General features: G+C 64.2%; 26 protein-coding genes. 16 read left to right on the top strand and 10 right to left on the bottom strand.

Going from position 1 to position 21939, the window contains the following annotated elements; all coding sequences use genetic code 11:
- Window positions 1-232: 232 nt before the first annotated feature.
- The 3 genes from IEX64_RS14145 to lptB form a co-directional block, all read right to left on the bottom strand.
- The gene (locus IEX64_RS14145; RefSeq protein ID WP_188820445.1) at window positions 233-907 is read right to left on the bottom strand and encodes an energy transducer TonB; all 675 of its coding nucleotides are present in this window, start codon (window positions 905-907) and stop codon (window positions 233-235) included.
- Between the two features lie 222 nt (window positions 908-1129).
- Entirely contained in the window at window positions 1130-2641 is a 1512-nt protein-coding gene (rpoN, locus tag IEX64_RS14150; RefSeq protein WP_188820447.1) for an RNA polymerase factor sigma-54, read from the bottom strand.
- Between the two features lie 26 nt (window positions 2642-2667).
- Window positions 2668-3465 (bottom strand): LPS export ABC transporter ATP-binding protein, encoded by a 798-nt coding sequence (lptB, locus tag IEX64_RS14155; RefSeq protein WP_188820449.1) that lies wholly within the window; start codon window positions 3463-3465, stop codon window positions 2668-2670.
- Window positions 3466-3660: 195 nt separating this feature from the next.
- On the opposite strand from lptB, the gene IEX64_RS14160 reads away from it, so the two are divergent.
- On the top strand, window positions 3661-4056 hold the full coding sequence (locus tag IEX64_RS14160) for a hypothetical protein (RefSeq protein ID WP_308422611.1): 396 nt from the start codon (window positions 3661-3663) through the stop codon (window positions 4054-4056).
- 100 nt (window positions 4057-4156) lie between these two features.
- The gene (locus IEX64_RS14165) at window positions 4157-5503 is read left to right on the top strand and encodes a TldD/PmbA family protein (protein ID WP_188820451.1); all 1347 of its coding nucleotides are present in this window, start codon (window positions 4157-4159) and stop codon (window positions 5501-5503) included.
- A 3-nt stretch (window positions 5504-5506) separates the two neighbouring features.
- Here the strand turns inward: IEX64_RS14165 and IEX64_RS14170 are convergent, their stop codons facing one another.
- Together IEX64_RS14170 and IEX64_RS14175 are read right to left on the bottom strand one after the other, a co-directional pair.
- Window positions 5507-6292, bottom strand: coding sequence for an enoyl-CoA hydratase/isomerase family protein (locus tag IEX64_RS14170; protein WP_188820453.1), 786 nt, complete (start codon window positions 6290-6292; stop codon window positions 5507-5509).
- Window positions 6289-7089, bottom strand: coding sequence for an enoyl-CoA hydratase-related protein (locus IEX64_RS14175; RefSeq protein WP_188820455.1), 801 nt, complete (start codon window positions 7087-7089; stop codon window positions 6289-6291). Before IEX64_RS14175 ends, IEX64_RS14170 begins: the two co-directional genes overlap by 4 nt.
- 70 nt (window positions 7090-7159) lie before the next feature.
- Between IEX64_RS14175 and IEX64_RS14180 the strand changes: the two genes are divergently transcribed.
- From IEX64_RS14180 to IEX64_RS14200, 5 genes are all read left to right on the top strand, one after another.
- On the top strand, window positions 7160-7576 hold the full coding sequence (locus tag IEX64_RS14180; protein WP_188820457.1) for a secondary thiamine-phosphate synthase enzyme YjbQ: 417 nt from the start codon (window positions 7160-7162) through the stop codon (window positions 7574-7576).
- A 69-nt stretch (window positions 7577-7645) separates the two neighbouring features.
- A complete protein-coding gene (locus IEX64_RS14185; protein ID WP_188820459.1) occupies window positions 7646-8278 on the top strand; it encodes a carboxymuconolactone decarboxylase family protein in 633 nt (210 codons plus the stop codon).
- On the top strand, window positions 8275-9144 hold the full coding sequence (locus IEX64_RS14190) for a cytochrome b/b6 domain-containing protein (protein WP_188820461.1): 870 nt from the start codon (window positions 8275-8277) through the stop codon (window positions 9142-9144). The genes IEX64_RS14185 and IEX64_RS14190 overlap by 4 nt, the downstream gene beginning before the upstream one ends.
- Window positions 9141-9905 carry a molybdopterin-dependent oxidoreductase gene (locus IEX64_RS14195; RefSeq protein WP_188820463.1) on the top strand — a complete coding sequence of 255 codons (765 nt, stop codon included), beginning with the start codon at window positions 9141-9143 and terminating at the stop codon, window positions 9903-9905. The genes IEX64_RS14190 and IEX64_RS14195 overlap by 4 nt, the downstream gene beginning before the upstream one ends.
- A gap of 333 nt (window positions 9906-10238) precedes the next feature.
- Entirely contained in the window at window positions 10239-11051 is an 813-nt protein-coding gene (locus IEX64_RS14200) for a sterol desaturase family protein (RefSeq protein ID WP_188820465.1), read from the top strand.
- Between the two features lie 87 nt (window positions 11052-11138).
- Here the strand turns inward: IEX64_RS14200 and IEX64_RS14205 are convergent, their stop codons facing one another.
- Entirely contained in the window at window positions 11139-11825 is a 687-nt protein-coding gene (locus IEX64_RS14205) for a queuosine precursor transporter (RefSeq protein WP_188820467.1), read from the bottom strand.
- A gap of 105 nt (window positions 11826-11930) precedes the next feature.
- On the opposite strand from IEX64_RS14205, the gene IEX64_RS14210 reads away from it, so the two are divergent.
- Entirely contained in the window at window positions 11931-13256 is a 1326-nt protein-coding gene (locus IEX64_RS14210; RefSeq protein ID WP_188820469.1) for a NupC/NupG family nucleoside CNT transporter, read from the top strand.
- Between the two features lie 4 nt (window positions 13257-13260).
- Here IEX64_RS14210 and IEX64_RS14215 read toward each other — a convergent pair whose 3' ends face one another.
- Entirely contained in the window at window positions 13261-14730 is a 1470-nt protein-coding gene (locus IEX64_RS14215) for a carboxylesterase/lipase family protein (RefSeq protein ID WP_188820471.1), read from the bottom strand.
- A gap of 46 nt (window positions 14731-14776) precedes the next feature.
- Here IEX64_RS14215 and IEX64_RS14220 point away from each other — a divergent pair, with 46 nt between their 5' ends.
- From IEX64_RS14220 to IEX64_RS14235, 4 genes are all read left to right on the top strand, one after another.
- A complete protein-coding gene (locus IEX64_RS14220) occupies window positions 14777-15556 on the top strand; it encodes an SDR family NAD(P)-dependent oxidoreductase (RefSeq protein WP_188820473.1) in 780 nt (259 codons plus the stop codon).
- Between the two features lie 77 nt (window positions 15557-15633).
- Window positions 15634-16002 carry a DUF4870 family protein gene (locus tag IEX64_RS14225; protein WP_188820475.1) on the top strand — a complete coding sequence of 123 codons (369 nt, stop codon included), beginning with the start codon at window positions 15634-15636 and terminating at the stop codon, window positions 16000-16002.
- Window positions 16003-16573: 571 nt separating this feature from the next.
- Complete coding sequence (locus IEX64_RS14230) at window positions 16574-16912, top strand: hypothetical protein (protein WP_188820477.1); 339 nt, start codon at window positions 16574-16576, stop codon at window positions 16910-16912.
- Window positions 16909-17223: a ribosomal protein L7/L12 gene (locus tag IEX64_RS14235; protein ID WP_188820479.1), complete on the top strand. Its 315-nt coding sequence runs from the start codon at window positions 16909-16911 to the stop codon at window positions 17221-17223. Before IEX64_RS14230 ends, IEX64_RS14235 begins: the two co-directional genes overlap by 4 nt.
- On the opposite strand, the gene IEX64_RS14240 is transcribed toward IEX64_RS14235, so the two are convergent.
- The 3 genes from IEX64_RS14240 to IEX64_RS14250 all read right to left on the bottom strand — a co-directional run bounded on the left by IEX64_RS14240 (window position 17189) and on the right by IEX64_RS14250 (window position 18347).
- Window positions 17189-17620, bottom strand: a complete 432-nt coding sequence (locus tag IEX64_RS14240; protein ID WP_188820481.1) for an MAPEG family protein — start codon at window positions 17618-17620, stop codon at window positions 17189-17191. The genes IEX64_RS14235 and IEX64_RS14240 overlap by 35 nt on opposite strands.
- A 123-nt stretch (window positions 17621-17743) precedes the next feature.
- Window positions 17744-17953 carry a hypothetical protein gene (locus IEX64_RS14245; protein ID WP_188820483.1) on the bottom strand — a complete coding sequence of 70 codons (210 nt, stop codon included), beginning with the start codon at window positions 17951-17953 and terminating at the stop codon, window positions 17744-17746.
- A 46-nt stretch (window positions 17954-17999) separates the two neighbouring features.
- A complete protein-coding gene (locus IEX64_RS14250) occupies window positions 18000-18347 on the bottom strand; it encodes a hypothetical protein (RefSeq protein ID WP_188820485.1) in 348 nt (115 codons plus the stop codon).
- 184 nt (window positions 18348-18531) lie between these two features.
- Between IEX64_RS14250 and IEX64_RS14255 the strand changes: the two genes are divergently transcribed.
- From IEX64_RS14255 to IEX64_RS14270, 4 genes are all read left to right on the top strand, one after another.
- Window positions 18532-19326, top strand: a complete 795-nt coding sequence (locus tag IEX64_RS14255; RefSeq protein ID WP_188820487.1) for a precorrin-2 dehydrogenase/sirohydrochlorin ferrochelatase family protein — start codon at window positions 18532-18534, stop codon at window positions 19324-19326.
- 67 nt (window positions 19327-19393) lie between these two features.
- On the top strand, window positions 19394-19612 hold the full coding sequence (locus IEX64_RS14260; protein WP_188820490.1) for a hypothetical protein: 219 nt from the start codon (window positions 19394-19396) through the stop codon (window positions 19610-19612).
- A gap of 10 nt (window positions 19613-19622) precedes the next feature.
- On the top strand, window positions 19623-20612 hold the full coding sequence (locus tag IEX64_RS14265) for a hypothetical protein (RefSeq protein ID WP_188820492.1): 990 nt from the start codon (window positions 19623-19625) through the stop codon (window positions 20610-20612).
- Window positions 20600-21511, top strand: a complete 912-nt coding sequence (locus tag IEX64_RS14270) for a transposase (RefSeq protein ID WP_188820494.1) — start codon at window positions 20600-20602, stop codon at window positions 21509-21511. Before IEX64_RS14265 ends, IEX64_RS14270 begins: the two co-directional genes overlap by 13 nt.
- Window positions 21512-21939: the final 428 nt, after the last annotated feature.

A 21939-nucleotide genomic window follows, 5' to 3' on the forward strand; every position in this document is an offset into this window, starting at 1 on the left:
CATCGCGGCTTTGCGAGCGGGGTTCCGGATCGGTCGCCGCACGAAAAAGGTCCCTCCCGGACGGCGCCGGGAAGGACAGTGTCAGCCGCCCAGGGTGGGGGCGTCTCGAGGCGAAACGGAAAAGACCGGAGCGGCTTTGGAAAGGCGCGGATAGGGCCGCTCCGGCCATGCAGTCGCGTCGACCGCATTCAGGGGGCGGTGCGAGGCCGCCGATCGGGGAACTTCGTGCGGGTCAGTCGCGCGGAATGACCCAGCGGATCGTTCCGGCATAGCTGCCGGCGACCTGGCTGCCGCTGGCGTCGGTCGCGGGCTCGAAGCGGGCGCGGCGCGAGACGTTGCGGCAGGTGGCATCGTCTAGGCCGGTATACCCGCTGGACTTGACGATGGTGCAATCGCTGACCCGGCCGTTTGCATCGATGGAGAGGCGGAAGCGTACGGTTCCGGTATGCCCGGCGCGCAAATCGCGGGTCGGATAATCGTCGGTGCTAACCCATTCGGCAATCGCGCCCCTGGGCTTTGCCGCCTTGGGGGCAAACTGCGGCGGCGGATCGCTCGGGGCGACCGGCGGCACGAAGGTGAAATCGGTCAGGTCCGTGACGTCGACCGGCGGCTGGAAGGTCGGTGTGATTTCCACCGGCGGCAGCACTCGGGGCTCGGGCGGGGTGATGAAGGTCTGCTGCGGAGCCTGCGTTTGCGGCCGTACCGTCGGCTCTTCGGTCGGCTTCGGTGGGGGAGGAGGTGGTGGGAGCGCGATCTGCACCCCGTCAGTCCGTGGTTCGGGCTCGCTCTCGATGAAGTTGACCGCGAGGCCGTGCACCAGAGCCACGGCCAGTCCAACCTGGATAAGCGCGACCGTTCCTCCGGTCAGGGCCTTTCGGCCACCTGTATTCCCATCGACATAGGACATGGGCTTCCTCTCCATATGTTGGCCGTATCCCTGCGTTCGGTCGCAGGCCCGGCTCGGTTCATGGACAGAAGCGTAACACAATCAATTTGGTTGGGAATTGTTTTTTGCTAAGGAAAACAAGCATATATCAGAGCACTGCTATAATAACTGTGCTTAGTATTGCCGGGAATCGCCAAGTTCTGCGGACCGCAGTCAAGTCGCTGAATCGAGGCTGAATGAAAATCAGCGCGCCCCGGCCAGAGCTTTCTGGCGCCGGCGCTGCACGGAACTGCCCAGACCGATCGCTTCGCGGTACTTGGCGACGGTACGGCGGGCGAGTTCGAAGCCCTTTTCCTTGAGCAGTTCGACCAGCGCATCATCGGAAAGGATGGCCTTGGGGTCCTCGGCATCGATAAGCTGCTTGATCGCCGCTTTCACGGCCTCGGCCGATGCCCCGCCTTCGCCGCCCGCCGAAGCCACGCCCGAACTGAAGAAATACTTGAGCTCGTAAGTGCCGCGCGGACAGTTGAGGAACTTGTTCGAGGTTACGCGGCTGACTGTCGATTCATGCATGCCGATGGCTTCGGCCACGGTGCGCAGGGTCAGCGGCTTGAGCTGCGAGACCCCGTGCCGGAAGAACCCGTCCTGCTGTTTCACCAGTTCGGTGGCGACCTTGAGGATGGTCCGCTGGCGCTGGTCGAGCGCCTTGATCAGCCAGTTGGCGTCGGCAAGCTTGTCCGAAAGCCAGGCGCGCGAGGACTTGTCGTCGCAAGTGCCCTTGAGCTCGACGTAGTAGCTGCGATTGACGATCAGGCGCGGCAGCGTGGCCTGATTGAGCGCGATGTCCCAACCACCGTCGGTGCGCGGCGTAATGAGAATGTCCGGTGTGACAGCCCCGCTGGGTTCCCCGCCGAAGCGCATCCCCGGCTTGGGATCGTAGCTGCGCAATTCGGCCAGCATGTCGGCGAAGTCCTCGTCGTCCACGGCGCACATGCGCTTGAGCCGGGACAGTTCGCCGCGCGCCACGAGATCGAGGTTATCGATCAGCTTGGCCATGCAGGGGTCGTAGCGATCCGCTTCCTTGGCCTGCAGCGCGATGCATTCGGACAGCGTACGCGCGCCTATTCCGGTTGGATCGAGCGACTGGACCACCGCGATCCCTTCCTCGGCTTCGTCCGGCTCGATGCCCAGATCAGCCGCGATTTCGTCGAGCGTCGCCGGCAGATACCCGGCGTCGTCGAGCTGCCCGATGATGTAGCGGGCAATGCCGGCGAGACGCAGATCGTCGGTCACGGCGCCGACCTGTGCCTCGAGATGTTCGGTCAGGGTCTCGCCGCTGCTTGCGCGCTCGTCGATTCCGGGACCGTCCTCGCCGGCCGGGCCGCGCAGATCCGAACCCCAGCTGGCATCGTCGAGCCCGCGCTGTCCGTCGCCGGTATCCCGGTCGCTATCGATCGAGCCGGCGTCGATATCGAGAGGCCGGTCGTCCGCCCCGCGCCCTTCGCCGATCAGCTGATCGACCGAGGAGCTTTCGAGATTGGTGCGGCGCGCCTCTTCGGGCATGTCCACGGTTTCGGAAACGGGCTCGGGTGCGCGTTCGCCAACATCGAGCAGCGGATTGGCTTCCAGCGACTCCCCGATGAAGGTCTCGATCTCGAGATTGGACAGTGCCAGCAGCTTGATCGCCTGCTGCAGCTGCGGCGTCATCACCAGCGACTGGCTCTGCCTGAGGTCTAGACGAGGCCCCAGCGCCATCGGTCAGTCTCCGCCCGCGAAAGGCCTCACAACGTGAAACCCTCGCCCAGATAGAGACGACGTACGTTTTCGTCGGCGACGAGCGCTTCGGGGCTACCCGCGAAGAGCACCTGGCCGCCATAGATGATGCAGGCGCGGTCGACGATATCGAGCGTCTCGCGCACATTGTGGTCGGTGATCAGCACACCGATGCCGCGCGTCTTGAGGTCGCGCACGAGATCGCGGATGTCCGCGATGGAAAGCGGATCGATGCCCGCGAAGGGCTCGTCGAGCAGCATGATCGAGGGATTTGCGGCCAGTGCACGGGCAATTTCGCAGCGACGGCGCTCACCGCCGGACAGCGCCATTGCCGGACTGGAGCGCAGGCGCGTGAGGCCGAACTCGTCGAGCAGGCGTTCGAGTTCCTGCTCGCGCATGGTCTTGTCCGGCTCGTTGAGTTCGAGCACCGCGCCGATGTTCTGTTCGACCGTCATGCCGCGGAAGATCGAGGTTTCCTGCGGCAGGTAGCCCAGCCCCAGGATCGCGCGGCGATACATGGGCAGGCTGGTGACATCGATGCCGTCCATCAGGATGCGGCCCGAGTCCGGCCTTACCAGACCCATGATCGAATAGAAGCAGGTCGTCTTGCCCGCGCCGTTGGGGCCCAGCAGGCCGAGCACTTCGCCCTTGGCCACGGACAAGGAGATATCCGACAGCACCGTGCGCTTGTCGTAGCTCTTGGCAATGGAGATGACTTCGAGGCCGCCGCGCTCTGCCAAGAGCGCCGCAGCAGCGGCGGCATCGCCGTGCACCTGTTCCTGCGAAAGATCAGTCGTTTCGGTCATTCCTGCAAGGAATACGCAGCCTGCGGGGCGACGGCAACCCAGCATTTCCGCTTGACCGGTCAGATTGGCAGGTTTCGTGCATGACGCGCGGACAATCGCGCTGCGCCGATCTTCGCACTTGCAAAAATCAGAAGTGAACTTGATCTTAACGCATTTAAGTGGTTCACTCGTGATCAGTCGAGGGAGAGTCGCCTGATGAACAATGGAACGAGCCACGCCACGATGACCCAGGCATCGACGCTGCACAAGCAGGAAGTCACGGTTGGCGACTGGCGCCGAAAGATGAGCGACCACATCGCTTATGCCCTGCTGGTCTACACGGCCCTGCAGATTTTCGTGACTGTTGGCGCACTGAAGGCGGGAGGCGGTTCGCTGCTTCCCTATCTCGCTCTGGTCATCCTCGTCATCGCCATCATCCCGGCCTGCCGCCGCTTCGAGTCCCGCTGGAACAAGCTGACCGACAAGCAGGCACACGATCCTGCGCTTGCCGCCTACTACCGGCGCGACCGGATGCTGCTCTGGGCTCTGGCCATCGGCCTTCCGTTTGGGCTGACCGCGCTGTTCAAGGGCCTTGCGCTCGCTTTTACCTGACCTGATGCGCTAGCAACTCGCATTTGCCCTTCGCCGCCGCGGCGACTAGGGCGAATGCGCGCACGGCTGCCGTGCGCGCGTAAGAGGAGTTGCAGTTCACATGCTCAGTCCGGAACAGGCCAAAGACCGCGCGCAGGATCTCGTTGATCGCGCGCGCAAAGCCGGTGCCGACACCGCCGATGCCGTTTACGGCGCCAATGCCTCCGAAGGCATCCAGATCCGGCTGGGCAATCTCGAAGACGTCGAGCGCTCCGAAAGCGAGCACATCGCCCTGCGCGTGTTCCTCGGCCATCGCTCCGCCAGCATCGGCTCTTCCGATCTTTCGCCCGCCGCGCTCGATGAACTGGCCGACCGGGCTATCGCCATGGCCCGCGCCGCGCCGGAGGACCGCTATTCGGGCCTCGCTCCCGCAGAGCTGTTGACGCACGGCCCTTACCCGGAACTCGACCTGATCGAGACTTACGAGCCCAGCCCGCATACCTTGCGTGCCATGGCCGAAGAAGCGGAAGAGGCAGCGCGCGCGGTGGAGGGCATCACCAATTCCGATGGCGCATCGGCCAGTGCCGGCTCGGGGGTCTTTGCCCTCGCCACCAGCCATGGTTTTGCCGGGGGCTATGCCTCGACCCACCATTCGATCAGCGTTTCCGTCGTCGGCGGCGAAGGAGCGGGCAAACAACGCGATAATGCCTGGCGCACCGCCCACCACGCCAGCGATCTTCCTGCCGCAGCCGAGATCGGCAAACTGGCCGGCGAAAGGACGATTGCCCGGCTCGGTTCGGCGCGTGCGAAAAGCGGCCCGATGCCGGTCGTGTTCGATCCGCGCGTGGCCGGCACGCTGCTCGGCCATCTGATCGGGGCCATGTCCGGCAGTTCGATTGCGCGCCGGTCGAGCTTCCTGCTCGACAAGCTGGAAGAACAGATCTTCGCGCCGGGGATCGAAGTGGTGGAGCGCCCGCACACCCCGCGCGGCCTGCGCTCGCGGCCCTTCGATGGCGAAGGCCTGCCGACCGTGGCGCGCAATCTCGTCGAGGATGGGCGCATCACCGGCTGGCTGCTGGAGTCGGCCTCGGCTCGCCAGCTTGGCCTGCAGCCTACCGGTCACGCCGCGCGCAATGGCGGCGGCGCGCCGAGCGTTTCGGTGGGCAATGTCCACCTTGCGGCAGGAGCTCTGTCCCCCGCCGAGCTGATGGCGGACATCAAGGACGGCGTCTATGTGACCGAGCTGATCGGGCAGGGCGTGAACGGCGTTACCGGCGACTACAGCCGCGGTGCGACCGGCTTCCGCATCGTCAATGGCGAACTGGCCGGGCCGATCTCGGAGTTCACCGTGGCCGGCAACCTGCTCTCGATGTTCGCCAAGATGACCCCGGCCAACGACCTAGAATGGTACCGGGCGATCAACGTGCCTACGGTACGCGTCGATGGCATGACCGTCGCCGGGGACTGAGGCCTACTGCGAGCCCTCGTTTCGGCGCGCATAGCCTTCGGCCATCAGTTTTCCGAGTTCGGGCCGGTTCGCCGTCTGCAGGTGGCGGGCGCTTTCGACTTCGATGTACTCGCCGACAGGCAGCGTCTCGGCGGAGATGCAATTGGCTTTCATCAGCCGCAGCGCCAGTGGATCGCGCGCGGCGAGCTGTTCGGCGAGCGCCATGGTTTCGCCATGCAGCGCATCCGGCTCGTAGAGGCGATTGACCAGCCCCATGGCATGCGCCTCGTTGCCGCCGAAGCGGTCGGGGAAGAACAGCAGTTCGCGCGCCTTTGCCCCGCCGACAAGGCGGTCGAGGCTCCACGCCAGCCCCATGTCTCCGGATACGCCGACATTGAGAAAGGCCGTCGAGAACCGCGCCCGCGCAGTGGCGAAACGCAAGTCGCAGGCTGTCGCCCAGCCCATGCCCGCGCCGGCACATCCGCCATCGATGGCCGCGAGCGTGACCTGCGGCATCGTGTGGAGCAGCGTGGAGGCGTGATAGATCGCGCCCATGTCCGCTTGCGCGCATGCCTCGGACACCGGCGCATTGTCCTCGGGCGTGGAAGCGATATCCGCGCCCACGCTGAAGTCGTTGCCGGCCCCGCGCAGCACGAGCACGCGTGCATCGCTTGCAGCGACATCGCGCACCGCCTCGTAGAACGCCACGCACATGCCCACCGTCACGCCGTTGCGCCGTTCGGGGCGGTTGAGCGTGAGGAGGGCGATGGTGCCGTGCCGCTCGGCGAGGACGGTCGGCGCGCGGCTCATTGCGGGTTGGACCAGACCGGCGCGCGCTTTTCGAACAGTGCCTTGCCGCCTTCGCGGGCGTCGGGTCCGGTGAACATGGCACGCACTTCGGGAAGCGCGAACATCTCCTTGTTCGAAGCTTCCATACCGAGGTCGTAGTAGGACTGCATCACGGCCTTCGTCGCAATGATCGAGGCCGGTGAACACGAGGCGATCTCGTCCGCCCAGCGCCGGGCGCAGTCCATGAGCTCGCCATCGGGAACGACCTCGGCGACCATGCCCCAGTCGTGCGCCTGCGCCGCGGGCACCTTGCGCGCGGTGAGGAGCATGGCGTGCGCGCGCTTGGGCCCGAGTTCCTGCACGATGCGCTGAATACCGCCGCCGAGCGCGGCAAGGCCGACTCTCGGTTCGGTCAGGCCGAAACTCGCGCTTTCGGCCGCGACGATCACGTCGCAGGCCAGCGCCGCCTCGAACCCGCCGCCCATGGCAAAGCCGTTGACTGCCGCGATCACCGGCTTGCGGCGATTGAAGCGCCAGACCAGCCCGGCGAACCCGGTTTCGGGCACCGGCATGCCGTTGAAGGCACGCGGATCGGCCTTGTCGAAAGGCGTGCGCAGGTCGGCGCCGGCGGAAAAGGCCTTGTCGCCGGCCCCGGTAAGGATCGCGACCCACAGGTTCGGATCGGCCTCGTAGGCATCGAACACTTCGCCCAGTTCGAAATTCGCCTCGCCGTGAAGCGCATTGCGCATTTCCGGCCGATCGATGGTCACGGTCATCAGGTGGCCATCGGTCTCGACCTTGCAGAACCGGGTTTCCATGTGCGTATCTCCTCTCGTTGGTCTGCTGCCTGTTGAAACCTGCGCGGCCAAGGATCAAGATCGGCAGACGATGAGACAAGTGTCTAGCATTCTTTCCTTCGAGACTCCGGGGCGCAGCCTGACCGATATCACGCGAGCGATGGCGGACTGGCTGGACGAGACCGGCATTTCCGAAGGGCTGCTCACGCTGCTGTGCCGCCATACTTCGGCTTCGCTGCTCATTCAGGAGAACGCCGCACGGGAAGTGCGGGGGGACCTGCTGACATGGCTCGACCGGCTGGCGCCCGAAGGTGCTCACTATGCGCACGACGATGAGGGACCGGACGACATGCCCGCGCACCTCAAGGCCATGCTGACAGGCGTGAACCTGCAGATCCCGGTGATTGGCGGTCGCATGGCGCTCGGCACATGGCAGGGGATTTACCTTGCCGAGCACCGCGCGATGCCGCACCGTCGGCAGATCGCCGTCCACGTTTTCGGCGAATAAGAAACCGGGAAGCCTCGCGCTGTAACCGCCGGCGGTCCCGCAACGAATAACGGGAGAGAAGGAGCGGATATGGACGTGACAAATGCGGAATTCGATCCAGGCTTCGACATCGCTGCGCGCGAAGCGCACGTGGTGGGCGAAAAGCCGCGTATCGATCCGGTGGCGCAGGAAGACATCGACCCGGCCTCGCGCCAGCTCGTCGACGAGATCCGCGCCAGTGCCGGTGCACCGCCTGTCGAGCAGGTGCCCGAATACATGCGTACCGTCCTCAAGCACCCCGAGATATTCCGCTGCCAGATGGAAATGGGCACGGCCCTGTTCCAGGGGCGTATTCCCGCGAAGGAACGCGAACTGGCGATCCTGCGCATCGGCTGGCTGTGCCGCGCGCCCTACGAGTGGGGGCAGCACGTCAACATCGCCTACCGTATCGGTCTCGACCGCGATCTGATCGAACGCGCCCGGATCGGCTCGTCCGCGCCTGGCTGGACCGACCACGAAGCGGCGATCCTGCGGGGTGTCGAGGAATTGCTGGAAGACAAGGTGCTGTCCAACGGAACCTGGGACACGCTCGCGCAGAGCTGGGACGAGGCGCAATTGATCGAGTTCCCGATGATGGTCGGCCAGTACGTCGCGACCGCCTTCGTCCAGAACACACTGCGCATCCGGCTCGAGGACGGCAATCCGGGGCTCGCCCGCGCATGAGTACGCTTGAAGGTCACGGCACCTCCGCCAAGGGCGGGGATGTGGTGAAGCGCCACCGTCTCTCGACGCGGGTGTGGCACTGGATCAATGCCGTGACCCTGCTGGTCATGCTGATGAGCGGCTTGATGATCTTCAACGCGCACCCGCGGCTCTACTGGGGCGAATACGGCGCGAACTACGATCCCGCCTGGCTCAAGATCAGTTCGGCGCGGGCCGGCGGCAGGGAGTTCGGCTACCTCCAGATCGCGAACACCCGGTTCGAGACGACCGGCGTGCTCGGGCTCTGGGAAGACCCCGAGGGCCGCACCCAGCGCCGCGCCTTTCCCCATTGGGCGACGATCCCCTCGCGCTACAGCCTCGCCGGCGCGCGAATCTGGCATCTGGCCTTCGCCTGGGTGCTGGCCGGAGGGCTCGCACTCTATCTCGCATGGTCGCTGCTCAACGGCCACCTGCGGCGCGACGTCCACATCACCCGCCGCGAGTGGAAGCTGTCGCACATATGGCACGACGTGAAGCAGCACGCACGCCTGCGCTTTCCCACCGGCGTGGCGGCTTTGCGCTACAATGTCCTGCAAAAGCTGTCCTATGCCGGCGTGCTCTTCGTACTGCTGCCGCTGATCATCTTCACCGGTCTTGCCATGTCGCCGGGTACCGATGCCTGGCTGCCGCTGGCGACGCAGATCTTTGGCGGGCGGCAGTCGGCACGCTCGGTCCATTTCATCTGCGCATTCCTTCTGGTGCTGTTTTTCCTCGTCCACCTGGTGATGGTGCTGCTCGCCGGCCCGTTCAACGAAGTCCGCTCGATGATCTCTGGCCGCTATCGTCTACCGCCCGAAAAGGCGGACACCCCGGAGGAGCAAGCATGAGCCGCCTGATACTCTCGCGCCGCCACCTGATCCGTGCCGGGGCCGTCGGTGTCGGCGGGTTGCTCCTGCCCGGCTGCGACAGGCTGTTCGAGAACCGGATCTTCCGTGAGACAATCGAAAGCGCTGAGGACCTGCATCAGGCCACCCAGCGCACGCTGGGCCGCGATGCTCTCGCACGCGAATTCTCCAAGGCGGACATGTCGCCGATCTTCCGCGCCAACGGCAGCCGCGAAGTCGCCGATGCGGCCTATCAGCGGCACTTGCAGCAGGAGTTCGCGCAATGGTCGCTGCGAGTCGACGGACTGGTGGAACGACCGCTCGACCTGCCGCTATCGATGCTCAAGGGCTTCCGCCAGCGCACCCAGATCACGCGGCACGATTGCGTCGAGGGCTGGAGCGCGATCGGCCAGTGGACCGGCCCGCAGCTCGGCCCGCTGCTCGACCTTGCCCGGCTCAAGCCGGAGGCGAACTACATCGTCTTCCACTGCGCAGACCTCTACAACGGGCGGCCTTACTACGAGTCCATCGATCTCGTGGATGCCTTCCACCCGCAGACGATCCTGGCCTGGGCGATGAACGGCAAGCCGCTCGAACAGGCCCACGGCGCGCCCCTGCGGCTGCGGGTCGAACGCCAGCTCGGCTACAAGCACGCCAAGTTCGTCACCCGCGTGGAAGCCGTGGCTTCACTCGATGGCATCTATGGCGGCAAGGGCGGGTACTGGGAGGATAACGGTGCTTACGCCTGGTATGCGGGAATATAGCTGGCGATTGTCCAGGCGGAGGCGCAGAGGCGCGAAGGCTTCAGTTTGCGGCGCAAGACGCCATTGCTTCTGACAAGCTTGCGGAAACCTATGAATGCAAAAAGTGAAGCGGCTTTGCCGCCTCACGGAATTCTTCGCGCGTTAACGCAAGCAAACCCTTTTCTTCTCCGCGTCTTTGCGCCTCCGCGTGATCTCTTTTGGCTATTCCCCGCACAAGCACCCCAAATTTGACCTGGCGCAAGGAAATGATCCACTCCGCATCGCTATGAGAACGATGTTCTCGGACGCAAAGACGCGAATCGGGAAAGGGATTCGATAAGAGAGGATCAGGTAATGGACAGTGCATTCTGGGATGGACTGCTGGCGAGTTACCAGTGGCAATTGTCGCTCTATACAGCGCTCGGCATCATGGCCGTGACAGTACTGGGCAAGCTGGCCCTGCGGATGGTGCCGACCGTTCGCGAAGCGGGAAAGCTCAACGCGGAAACTTACCGCAAGAAGATGGAAAACCCGCGCTATGCGGCGAACCAGCGCTGGAACCGCAAGTGGGGCCTGTTCTTCTGGGTGGTGATCTTCGCAGGCATCCTGCCGTTCACCCTGACCGCCGAGCCGCAGCCCATCTGGCAGATCCTGCTGGACTGCTTCGTGATCCTGATGGTTTATGACTTCTTCTACTATCTGGTGCACCGCTTTCTGTTTCACGATGCCGGTTTCCTGGGCGGACCGCTGATCTGGGTCCACGCCGTCCACCACCGCCAGCACAACCCGTGCCGCGAGGATTCAAGCTTCATCCACCCGATCGAGGTCGCGATGGGCCTGGGGCTCTATGTCGCCTGCATCTTCGTGCTGTCGCGCTTCATGGGCAACTTCCACGTTGCGACGATCGTGATCACCTGGGTCGCCTTCTCGCAGATCAACCTGCACAACCACGACCTGTGGACGGTCGACCGCTTCCCCTTCAAGTACCTCAACACCATGTCGGTGATGCACCACAATCACCACGCCCGGTTCACCGGCGGCAACTTCGCGACGATCTCGCTGCTCTACGACTGGATGTTCGGGACGCTGGACTACGGCGCGGGTTACAAGGGCGCCGAATACACGCCCAAGCCCAAGAAGACGCCCGAAGGCGCCGGAATGGTCTGAAGCCTGACTCGGCACGCAAAGAAAAACCCGGGGCAGTGCGCTCCGGGTTTTTCGTGCCGGTGAAAGGCAGGGTGTCGAAGCCCAGCCTTACGCGTCCAGCTTGCGTCCCAGCTTTACGAAGAACCAGATGAAGGGCGGCACCATGATCGTCGACAGGACCAGTTTGGAAATGATCTGGCCTTCCATGATCGAAACCAGCGGCAGGTCCTGACCGGCGAACGAGATCGTGATGAACAGGACCGTGTCGATCGTTTGCGAGAGCATGCTGGCGATCCAGGCGCGCACCAGCAGCATGCCGCTGCGTTCATGGCCCAGCTTGTCGCCGGCGAGGCGGGAGAAGAGATAGACGTTGAGCGTCTGCGAAACGCCGTACGATACGAGCCCGGCAAACTGCATGCGCGCGCCTTGGCCCAGCAGGCGGGCGAAGGCTTCCTGATCGTCCCAGAACGGTGCGGGAGGCACCATGTGGATGACGAAGGTCAGCAGCAGCATCGACACGATGAGCGGGATGAAGCCGTAGCGTACCAGCCGGTTGGCCGTGTCCTTGCCGTGCAGTTCGGCCACTGCGCTGGAAAGCACCACCAGCAGCAGAAACGCGAAGATCCCCGATTCCACCGCAAGGTCGCCCAGCAACGGCCAGTGGCCCAGAGACGCGAGCTTGGTCCCCAGCACGCCTGCCAGCACGACAAGGCCGCCGTAGAGCAGCGAGAAGACGAAAAGGGAGCGGGAGATGAAAGGCGCCGGGCTGGGCGCGGAAGCGGCGGGGTGGTCCATGACCGTCCTCTAACGGCCTGAAGACAATTGGACTAGCCGTCTCGCGCTCTGGCCGATAGGTTCTCCCGATTCCTCCCTCGCATTTCACGAAAGATCCGCGCCTCGATGCATGTCGTCTACAGCCTGCTGGGCATCGCTCTCATCATGACGGCAGCATTCCTGCTTTCTTCCGACCGCAAGGCGATCCGCCTGCGCGTTGTCGGCGCGGCGTTTGCGCTGCAGGCAGGTTTTGCCGCGCTCGTGCTCTATGTTCCCTTCGGCAACCGGGTGCTGCGCGGCGCTGCTTCCGGTGTGGAGAGTCTGCTCGGCTATGCCCATGCCGGCGTCGATTTCCTGTTCGGCCCGCTCGCTTCGCCGGAAATCGGGGGCACCAGCTTTGCGATCGCGGCGCTGCCGGTGATCATCTTCTTCGCCTCGCTGATCTCGATCCTCTACTATTTGCGCATCATGCCGCTGGTGATCCACTGGATCGGCGGTGCGCTGGAAAAGGTCACGGGGATCAGCAAGGTCGAAAGCCTGTGCGCGGCCTCCAACATCTTCGTCGGGCAAAGCGAAAGTCCGCTGGTTATCCGGCCTTACCTGGCAAACCTCAATCCCTCGCAGCTGTTCTGCGTGATGACGGTGGGACTTGCCGGCGTGGCAGGCACGATCCTCGCCGCCTACGCCTCGATGGGCATCCGCATCGACTATCTCGTCGCGGCGGCCTTCATGTCGGCGCCTGGCGGCATCTTCATGGCGAAGATGATCATGCCCGATCCGCGCGGGCCGCATCCCGATGAAAGCAATGTGCATGAGGGCTATGCGCCGCCGGCCGGCATGGCTGCCGCCGCGCTCAACCGCGATGACGTGACGCACCAGCCCGGCGTGCATGTCGACGACGTCGAGCCGGTCGAGCACGAGGAGGAAGAGCCCGCCAACATCATCATGGCGGCCTCGCAGGGCGCGCAGACCGGGGTCAAGCTCGCGGTGGCGGTCGGCGCCATGGTGCTTGCCTTCGTTGCGCTGATTGCGCTCGCCAACGGCATCGTCGGCTGGGCGGCGGGCCTGTTCGGGTTCGAAGGCGTCACGTTCCAGGCCTTGCTCGGCTATGTCTTTGCGCCGGTGTTCTTTCTGCTCGGCGCGCCCGACTGGAACGAGGCGATGCACGCCGGCGGGCTGTTCGGTACAAAGATCGTGCTCAACGAATTCGTCTCGTTCATCGAACTGGGGCAGGACAGTACCTTGTCGGCGCGCACCGTCGCCATCGTGACGTTCGCGCTGTGCGGGTTCGCCAACTTCTCGTCGATCGCGATCCAGATGGCGGTGACGGGCGGCCTTGCGCCCAACCAGCGGCCGATAATCGCCAGGCTCGGCATGCGAGCGCTGGCCGCAGGCAGCCTTTCGAACCTGATGAGCGCTGCTCTGGCGGGGCTGTTTCTCAGCTTGACCTGAGGCGTTACTTGTCCCTGCCGGGCTCGACGTCGCGTCCGGCCCAGGCCGCATAGCGCTGCGCTTCGGGGTTGGCGGCGATGCCGTCTTCGAGCGCGTAGAGCCATACCTTGCGGTCATCCGGCTCGTAGCGCGGCCAGCTGTCACCCGGATTGCCATGCTTTACGAAGCTGGCAATATGGGCGCGCATCCGTTTGCCCAGAGCGGCACGGCGGCCGCTGTCCGGACCGCCGCGGGCCAGCGCCATCTTGAGGCCGGTGAAAGGCCAGAACAGCGTCAGGTCGAGCCCGTGCGTGGCCCCGGCGATCGGGTGGGCATAATCGAAACGATAGAACCAGGTCGGCTGGCGGGCGGCGTGACGCTCTGCGAAGTGGCGCGTGGGCATCACGAACGTCAGGTCCGAACCCAGAGCGATGCGCCCTTTCTTGCTGCGCGGGTAGGCAGACAGGATGCGCTCGGCGTGCTCGGGCGCCAGCTGGTCGCGCAGCAGGGCTTCCAGATCCGGCCACTTGGAAGGCAGGATGTCTCCGGGCATCAGATCGAAAAGCCGGATTTCGTCGCGCGTCGATCCGGCGAGGAGCGGAACGGGGGCAGTGTCGTGAGTCAGCGCTTCCTCGAACGTTGCCGGCAGCACATCGCCATCGTACCACGGGGCGGCGGGTATCGCGTTGGTCAACTGGCCTCCCACGGCGACTTGCGCCGCCATCAGGTCCGTAATGTCCATGGTCTTCAGACGATTCAGGCTGCCCTGATCGAGTTTCAGGACTTCGGCAAAACGCCGCGCGTCGCGTACGCTGCGCTCGCGATCATGGATCAGGCTGACGGCGCCGGATTGCATGATCGCGCCATGAAAGAGCCCGCGTGCCGCCGGGCTCAGCATCAGCAGCGATATCGACATCGAGCCTGCCGACTGGCCGCAGATCGTCACCCGCGAAGGATCGCCGCCGAAAGCCTCGATATTGTCGCGCACCCATTCGAGTGCGGCGATCTGGTCGCGCAGGCCCAGATTGGACGGGATCGCGGATATGCCGAGCGCTTCGGCGAAGTTGACGAAACCCAGCACGCCGACCCGGTAGTTGATGGTGACGACGATGATCCCGCCTTCAGCGGCGAGCCGCGAGGCGTCGTAGGAATTGGCGCCGCCCGCCATGAAGGCGCCGCCGTGGATCCAGACCATGACCGGTAAGGGCGCGGTCGTCTCGACTTCGGGGCGGTAGACGTTGAGGCAGAGGCACTCCTCGCCATAGATTTCGCTTTCCAGCACATCGCGCCGGACCTTGCTGCCATATTGCTGCGGGCACTGCTTGCCGAAGCGGTCGCCCGGAAGCACACCCTGCCACGGCTCGACCGGCTGCGGCGCCTCGAAACGGCCTGCGCGGGCATAGGGAATACCCAGGAAACGGGTCGTATCGGGCGCGGATAGTCCTGCCGTCCCCGCGATCTTCCCCGCACGCATCTGGACAATCGGCTGCATCATCGTCTTCTCTCCCCTGCCAAACACCCAATGCTAGCCGGAGAGTGCCGTGAAGCCAGAGGAATTCCGCGAGACATACGGACCTATCGCCCTGGTGACGGGCGCGTCCTCCGGTATCGGCCTCGCTTTTGCCGAGGAACTGGCGGCGCGCGGTTTCGATCTCGTGCTGGTGGCGCGCCGCACCGACCGACTGGAGGCCCTGGCGCAGCGTCTGCTCAGTTCGTGCGGTGTGAAGACACGCGTTATCGGGGCAGATCTCTCCGATCCGGATGCTCCCGCTCGGCTGCTCGAAGAGACCGAGGGCAGCGACATCGGTCTTGTCGTCAGCAATGCCGGTTTCAACATCAAGGGCGCATTCGAAAGCAAGGACGCCTCGGCCATGGCCAAGATGCTGACGGTCAACTGCCACGCGCCGATGCAACTGGCCCATGGCTTCATTCCCCGCCTGAAGGCGCGCGGGCGCGGCGGTCTGGTGTTCACGGCTTCGGTCGAGGGGCTGATCGGCTGCCCCTATTCCACCGCCTATTCCGCCTCGAAGGCCTTGGTCGTCTCGCTGGGCGAGGGCCTCTGGGGCGAATTGCAGGGAACCGGCGTCGATGTGCTCACGCTTTGCCCAGGTGCGACAGAGTCCGAAGCCACAGCCAACATGCCGAGCGCAGCCAACCTGCAATCGGCCGCAGACGTCGCGCGCCTCACGCTGGACAATCTGCGCGAGGGCCCGACTTTCGTGCCACACCAGCACTATCGCGACATGTTCGAAGGGCTGCGCACGATGCCGCGCCGCGACGCGCTGACGCGCATGGCGCAAAGCATGAAGGACCTGGCCTGATCTTTGGTCGCGGCCGGGTTGCGCCCAAAGGTTAAAGAAGGCACCATCCCGGCTTTCTGGCGACAGGGAGGCAGGCCATGGACGATCTCGACCGCAAGTCCTCGAATCCGGCATCGGGTTTCGAACTCAACAACCCGACCATCATCAGCCTGCTCTATCTCGCCTCCTTCGTCGTGGGGGTGACGGGGATCATCGGTGTCGTGCTTGCTTTCGTGTGGCGGAGCGAACCGAAGGCCGCCTGGGAAGAATCGCACTATCAGTATCTGATCAACACGTTCTGGATCGGCCTCATCGGGTCGATCGCCGGGGTGCTGCTGATGATCGTGCTGATCGGCTTTCTGCTGCTTGCGGCGACAGCGATCCTGGTGATCGTGCGCAGCGTGCTGTGCCTTATCAATGCCCAGAAGCATGCACCCATGCCGAATCCGGGCTCCTGGACCATCTGATCCATTTCGGAAGCTGCGGTTTTAGCCGTCTGCTTCGATTATGTGCGATAGTGATCTCCTGCTGATGCAGGGGGCGCTCTGTTATGTACATTACTTTTTGTAATGAATGCATAAAAACAAAGTGAAGGCTGTTATACAACAAGACTAACCCTTTCTTCAATGTAAGAAATATTTCCACAATATGGCTATTAATTGCACCATCCCGATGAAAAATGTTAATCGCAATCGATAGTATTAAGAATAACTGCGTTTTTAACTTGTATTCGCACATTATTTGGGTACCTGCTGCATCTGTAGATTGAACAGGATGGCTGGCGGAAAGCAGCGGCTTTGAAGGCTGCTCTCTTCCGCCCCGAAATGACGCCCGTCCACGGTGCGGCCCCACGCTGTGCCGGCCGTCGCCCCTAACCCCCCCCAGGGGCGGCGGTTCGGCGGGCTGCAACCCGGTATACCGTTGCCGGCTGTATCGTTTCCTCTTGGGGGACGAGTTGGGATGATATGCAGACGCGCTTCCTGCCTTTGACGTTGCTGTATCGAAGTATGCTTGCGAAGCTCGTGCGGGAGCGTTTGCATGTCTTCTGAGTCGATTGCGCGACCGTTCGATTTCCAGCTCGTGCCCGAGCGGCTGTGGCAGGCGATCAACCCCTGGACCTGGAACGTGGATACCGGGCCCGTCGGCCTCATCAACGTGAACATAGGCCAGACCCGTCACCCGGAAGTCGAACGCGCCATTCTCGATGAGGTCGGCAGCTATGGCCGGCAGATCGGCCATATCGGCGATGCCGTGGAAGTGCTGATCCGGCATCTCGATCCGAAAGAACTCAGCCGTGAAGAACAGGACGCGCTGGATGTCCTGAAAGGCGACCTGGCACAGATCCGGGGGCTCAAGGCAAGGAAGATGGGCGCATGATGAGCGTCAGCTGGGCACTGGTCGTCATGGGCGCGATTGCCGCATTCGTGCTCGGCTGGATCGCCGGGCGCGGTAGCGTGGATATCCGCGCCGGCGCTGGTCGGCCCATGCGAAACTACGCCGATCTTGGGCCCGCGATCCGTACGGAAATTGAAACTGCCGTGGCGGACGGGCGCAAGATCGAGGCGATCAAGCTCATGCGCGATGCCACCGGTATGGGCCTGAAGGAAGCCAAGGAAGCGGTCGAAGCCATGGACGGCCGCTGTTTTGCGACCGCTACACCGCCGCGAAGATCGCGATTCCCAGGTTGATCCACAGCGCCAGCATGAACACGACGCCGAGGCTGAATGCCAGTCCGCGCGGGCCGGGGCTGTTGGATGTCATGTGCACCGCGCTCTGGACGAAGCGGCAAATCGCAAATCCCCAGGCAAAGACCAGCGTCCACGTGCCCACTGAACCGAGCACGAAAGCGGTAATGCAGCCCGCGTAGAACAACGTGGGCAGTTCGAACAGGTTGTCCCAGTGGCGCGCGGCGGCTGTGGCCATTTCCGGTTCGGGTGTGCCGAGGTGGGCGCGGTAGAACGCGGGATCCTGGCCTCCCTTCACCGCTGCGGCACGCGCCGCAGCCATCTTGATGAAGGCGATGAACGTCAGCGCGACGACTATCAGCATCGGTACCAGAACGAGTGTCTGATTGGTAGCAGGCATGGCCGGATCTCCCCCCTATGGCTTTGGGCAAGGATGCCCAAGCAGAAGGAAGGCCGCAAGCACTACTGCGGCGCTGGACTGGGCACGAGGCTTCGATCATCGCGCCGGCGCGCTTTGTTCCGTCTACTGTGAGGTCGGCAACTCCACCGGAACCTTGGGGGCGGCCGGTTCTTCGGCCCATTCGGTTGACTGTGCCGCCGGCTGCGTGGCGACCACGACATCGTTGCCATCTCCCGATGGCTTCATCAGCCAGACCCCGAGAACGACGAGCAGCAGCAGGATCACGACAATCCAGAGCCATTTTGCGGGGCCGGTAGCTGCCGGATCGGCCATGACTCACTCTCCTTTCCAAGGTTGCGGGAGCCCGACCGGGATCGGGCTAAGGAACGGGTTCGAGCACGGCTTTCGGCAGGCGGCTGGCGAATTGGTCGGCTGCGCCTCTCCGGAAGGCGTAGAGCTGCGTGATCGGGACCTTGTAGCGGGTCTTTCCGTCGCTGATTACGATGGTGTTGCCAGCCCGTCTTTCGACAGTGCCGATCAGGGTTCCGCTATCATCGACGATGGGCAGGCCGGGTGTCAGTTCCACGCGCGTGATATTGCGCACGGTGACGACATCGGGGTGGGCCATGGCGCTGGCCGTAGCGGGAGCGGCGGTTCGCTGGGCGGCCGCAGGGGTTGTCAGCCCCAAAGCGGCGGCACATGCGACAAGCATCATCTTTCCGGTCATGTACAATCTCCGGAATCGGGTTTGGGTACACCCGTAAAACGCCGGGGGCGCAGATGAGTTGCCGGAAATCGGCGGGACCCGTCGATGAATCGCGCGTTGTCATCGATCGGCACCAGGTAAAAGGTGCAGGCGGACATTATGCGAGGGGCTTGGGGGCAGCGCGTTCCCGCGCTACCGTCCGCCGATGATCGAGACCTTGCCGTTATTCCATTGCATTGCCGGCCAGCCCGTTGTGGTTCTGGGCGTGGGGGAGGCTGCGGAGGCCAAGCGCCGTCTGGTCGAGCGCGCGGGCGGACTGGTTGTCGAGGATCTGCAGGAAGGCATCGACAAGGGCGCCCGGCTCGCCTTCATCGCGCACGAAGCCGATACCGCGGCGGAAGCCGATGCGATCCGGGCGCGGTGTGCCGGTCTGCTCGTCAACGCTACCGACAGGCCGGCCTTGTGCGATTTCACCGTGCCCTCGATCCTCGACCGCTCGCCGGTGCTGGTGGCCATTGGAACCGGCGGTGCTTCGGCCGGGCTCGCCAAGCAGTTGCGCTTGCGGCTCGAACAGATCCTGCCGCAGTCGCTCGGTGCGCTGGCAAGCGCGCTGGGCAAGGCCCGAAGCGCCTTGCGCGCACGCTTCCCCGACGCCGGTGAGCGCCGCCGCGCGCTCGACGCCGCGCTGGGGATCGGCGGCGAACTCGATGTATTGAGCGAGGCTGCCGAGGGCAGGGTGGAGCAATGGCTTTCAGGAGCCGAACCGCTGCCGGCAGGCGTTGTCGAGATCGTTTTGCGCAGCGCGGATCCCGAGGACCTGACGCTGCGTGAGGCCCGGCTGATGGGATCGGCAGACGTCGTCGCCTTTGAAGCCGGCGTGCCGGTGCAGATACTGGACAGGGCACGGGCCGATGCAAGCCGCGTTGCAGTGGCGCCCGGGCCAGTTCCGGCGGGACAGGGCCTCATCGTTGTGTTGCGAAGCAAGCCAAAGACAACCTGACGGTATTTCGGGCCTCAATTTCAATCTTTTAATTAAAGCCCTGCCGCTCGATGCGGCAATTTCTCCGTTGAAGCACGAAACCATCAAAGCAAAGGGGGGCGGGGGCATGAAAATGTCCGAGCGGGAAGACCTGATTCTTCCTCGAATCGATCATGCTGCGTTACCGGATCTGGACATGCTGACGGGCGCTTTCGGCAGTTTCGCCGATTCCTCTCGCATCGATGCCGAGGACGACAATCACGCCGAACTGATGCTTTACCTCCTCCCGTTTGCGGTTTCGGACTGACGGGACAATCATGCCGATACAAGGTGCACCGGCCGGTGCGCGTCAGGACGAGGAAAGCTGGGAGCGCGGACAGGCGGCGCTGGCCCGGCGTCTGGCCGACTGGCGCGCCTTGCCGGAGATTGCGCCGGTTCTGGAGGCGATGAAGCTGTTCGGAGAAGGGGCTGCGCTCGATCTGTGCCAGCCGCTGGCGAACCTGTTTACTGCAGACGGAGAGCATGCCCCTCGCTTCGTGGAGAGCTTCGTCTCGGCTGGGCTGAGTTGCTTGCGGGACAATCCGCTCGGGCAGATCCCTTTGTCCCACGGGCGGCGCGATGCTGTTCCCGTGCTCCTGCTGGCCGATGCGGCGCGGGCCAGTCTGGCGCTCGCAGCCTATGAAGGGGCCGCGCTCGATGCCTTGCCTGCGCCCAAGACCGCCCGGTTCGCGCCGCAGGAAACCTGGATCTACGTGCTGTCCGGCACCGGAACGGCAGATCTCGTACTTCGCCGCGAAGGGCAGGGCACGCGCGAGGTCCTGCAAACGGGGGCGATCGACCTGCAGCCCGGTACGGCGTTCTATCGCTATGGCCCCCGCGAGGCCTTCCAGATGCGCAGCGTGCGCGGAAGCCTCGTGCTGCTGCGCCTCCAGCGCCAGTTCGCCGAGCCGGAACCTGCCAGGGAATACAGCCTTCCCGACGGCGCTCTCGTCCACCAGTCCGCTGCCCATCCGCACGATACGCGGCTCGAGCTGGCAACCTCGTTGCTTGCCCGCATGGCGCGCAAGGATGCTGTCGGGCCGATGGCCGCCATCGCACTCGGACAGTCGGACAAGGGCGCGTCGCAGAGCTTGCGCTGGCACGCGCTGCGCGAGGTCCTGACGCTCGACACGGCCGCCGGTCTCGATCTGCTGGCGCGGCTTTCGAGCGACCCGGAAGATCCCCTCGCGCGCCCGGTGGCGTCGCTGCACGCCTCGCTTCTCGAATCCTGGCCGGATCTTGCGAAGGCGGCGTCGTGGCGAGAGTAATCCCGACCCGAGATCCGACACCGGCCTCGCTCGAAGAGTGCATCGAGGCGCTCACCACCTGGGGCTTCGATCCATACGAGGAGGAGAGCGTCTCGCACGCGGCCAACTGGTTGCAGCGGCTGGGCAACGACGCGCATTTCCTTGGCGACGCCCTTGTCGACCTGCTCGCCGGGAGAAGCGGCGGCGGCGATGGGCCCGCCTTTCGCGGCTGGGGCCCGAACAGCATGCTCCTGGCGCGGCCCCGGCAGGGCAATTTCGCGATAGGCGCGGAGATCCTGCCCTCGGCCAGCGAGCATGTGCTGCGGGCCAGTGGGCCGAGAGCGCTCGGCTACGGCGTGGTGCACAACCACAACTACGATTTTCTGACGCTTGGCTATTTCGGTCCGGGCTGCCGGATCGACGACTATGAATTCGATATCGAGCGCAGCGAAAGCCATCTCGACGCCGCGGTCATGCTGCGCCCCGTCGGCCGTTCACGGCTGAAGCCGGGACGGCTCGTCCACTACCGCGCCCGGCGCGACGTGCATTGCCAGCACCCGCCCGACGCGCTTTCGGTAAGCCTCACGCTTTCGCATGCCCATGGCGCGCAGGGGTGGACCGACCAGAACACATTCGTGCCGATAGAAGGCAGTGTCGGCGGCTTTCGCATTGCCAGCGTTGCCGGACATGGGCCGAGCGAGACTTTCCTGCGTGTCGCGGTGGCGCTGGGGAGCGAGGAGGCGGGCGAACTGGCTCGCCACTTCGGCAAACGCCACCCCAGCGACCGCATGCGCCTCACCGCATGGCGCGCGCTTGCCGGCGCAGCGCCCGACCGCGAAGGCCGCGATGCGATCTGGAGCGAGGCGGAGGCGGCGGGAAGCCGGGCCGTTGCAGCCGTGGCGAAGCTGCGAAAGGGGTAGGCACGGGTGGCGCGTGCCGGTCAAGTCTAATAGCCATCAGATGGCGGCTATTCAGATCCTTCTACGAAAAGCTGCCGTTCCGCAGCTGCCGACATAGCGGCCGCTATGCAGCTTGGCGTTGTCAGATCGCCTTTCGGTCGTATCATTTTTCCAAAAATGAGCTTTCGCCCACCCATCGTTCCTTCCCGCGTCGCGGAACTGTTATGTTTCGTCCCCACAGCTTTTGTAGATTTCGCCATGTTGGCCTACTTAGTTTGGGCAGAAACACGGGGCTTATTGGAGTGGAGTGGTGTTGCGCTCTTTTGGGTGCTGAGTTTGTTTGCCAGCATACCTGTCATTGGGATCGGCCTGCTGCTGCGGAGGTACCGCCTTCAAAAGGCAGTGGCTCTGAGTGAATACAAACAAGCCTTGGACCTTGCGTCGCAAGG

It is taken from the genome of Novosphingobium indicum, from assembly GCF_014645195.1.
Taxonomy (GTDB): domain Bacteria; phylum Pseudomonadota; class Alphaproteobacteria; order Sphingomonadales; family Sphingomonadaceae; genus Novosphingobium; species Novosphingobium indicum.